Annotated in this window: 1 protein-coding gene; it reads left to right on the plus strand. The window is 41.8% G+C overall.

The features are described from left to right. A partial coding sequence (locus tag ADA01nite_RS21755) for an IS4 family transposase (protein WP_146812511.1) occupies positions 1 to 870 on the plus strand: 870 nt, incomplete at its 5' end. Between the last annotated feature and the right edge of the window lie 90 nt (positions 871 to 960).

Below are 960 nucleotides of genomic sequence, written 5' to 3' on the forward strand. Positions count from 1 at the left end.
TCCATAAGCGCTTCCCAATTGTCACGTAAACATAATCAAGTCGATCCTGCCACGCTTGCCGTGCTGTTTTTCGATCTGGTTCGCCAAATTCGCCCCCATACGCAATATCACTGCGTATGGAAACAAAACATGAAAATCAGTGACTCTTCTACGATTTCCCTTTGTTTAACCAAGTACAAATGGGCAACGTTTCGCAAAACAAAATCAGGGGTCAAAATTCATCTTCGTCTCGTTTTTCAAAACGAAGAAGACGTAGTACCTGAAAAAGTGATCGTAACGAAAGCGAAGCCAAGTGATCGCACCCAGATGGATGTTTTGATTGATGAAACGGATGCGACCTATGTGTTTGACCGTGGATACGTTGACGATGAGAAATTTGATCGATATTGTGATGATGGCATCTTTTTCGTGACGCGTTTGAAGAAAAACGCTGTTACACGAACGCTTCATTCTTTTCGACTTCCAGAAAACAGTTCGGTTCTTTCTGACGAGATGGTTCTGGTCGGCACACCACAGAAGCGAATGGACAATGTCCTGCGTTTAATTAAAACCGTAGATACAAAAGGCAACGAGCTTCTTATTTTGACGAATCGTTTTGATCTAAAAGTCGAAGAAATCAGTGACATGTACCGTTCTCGCTGGGCCATCGAACTGTTTTTTAAATGGCTCAAGCAACATACAAAAGTGAAGACCTTTTATGGCACAAGCGAAAAAGCTGTAACGAATCAGATTCTGATCGCTTTGATTTACTATTGTCTGCATCTTCTGATCAAAATGGAGACGAAAGCAGACCTGACATTGGTACAGTTGTCTCGGCTCTTGCGAAGTTATCTGTGGCATTCCTATGAAAAATGGGTAGAACGTATTTAGTATCGACCCAAACGAACATCACGTGGCCGACAAAAAAGCAATAGAGACACGTATTTCCCTGGGTTTGGCTAAGAAAATATAGAATACAAT

This window comes from Aneurinibacillus danicus, from assembly GCF_007991215.1.
In the GTDB taxonomy this organism is placed as follows: Bacteria; Bacillota; Bacilli; order Aneurinibacillales; family Aneurinibacillaceae; genus Aneurinibacillus; species Aneurinibacillus danicus.